The 531-nt window shown below is 43.3% G+C and carries 1 protein-coding gene and 1 pseudogene; one reads left to right on the plus strand and one right to left on the minus strand.

All coding sequences use genetic code 11. The annotated features are described in order from the left end of the window. A partial coding sequence (locus tag DPF93_RS21160) for a helix-turn-helix domain-containing protein (protein ID WP_164675343.1) occupies window positions 1-201 on the minus strand: 201 nt, incomplete at its 3' end. A gap of 143 nt (window positions 202-344) precedes the next feature. On the opposite strand from DPF93_RS21160, the pseudogene DPF93_RS21165 reads away from it, so the two are divergent. Beyond that, window positions 345-531, plus strand: a pseudogene (locus DPF93_RS21165) (IS3 family transposase); the annotation flags it as partial.

A 531-nucleotide genomic window follows, 5' to 3' on the forward strand; every position in this document is an offset into this window, starting at 1 on the left:
CCTTGGGTTTTGCGTCCAATCCATTTTTCCGTGCTTTCTCAGCCAAGTTAAAACAGTTGAGCGACCTTGGATACCATAAATGGCTTGTGCTTGCTTGTAGGTCATTTCTCCTTTTTCTACGGCATCAACGACCTGCAATTTAAAGCCTAGTGTGTAATCACGCTGAGTGCGCTTAATGTAGAGTTTATTTGAAGTGGTCATAATTCGTCCTCAATGTGTAAACACATTTCAGGACGGGACAACCTAATAAAAAAAAGCGCCTGGTCTAATCAGGCGCTTTACTTGGGTAACTGACCCGTCCTAAATAAGGTTGACACAACCCAATCAGAAAATTGGAGAGTGTTATGAAATCAGCAGCTAGACGAACCCAACGTGACTATTCACTCGCTTTTAAATTGGATGTCGTTGACCAAGTTGAAAGAGGTGAACTGACTTATAAACAGGCTCAAGAGAAGTACGGCATACAAGGTTGTTCTACAGTATTAGTGTGGCTCCGAAAACACGGTCGACTTGACTGGTCTAGGGGCACTC

Source organism: Vibrio rhodolitus (genome assembly GCF_003350325.1).
GTDB classification, from domain to species: Bacteria; Pseudomonadota; Gammaproteobacteria; order Enterobacterales; family Vibrionaceae; genus Vibrio; species Vibrio rhodolitus.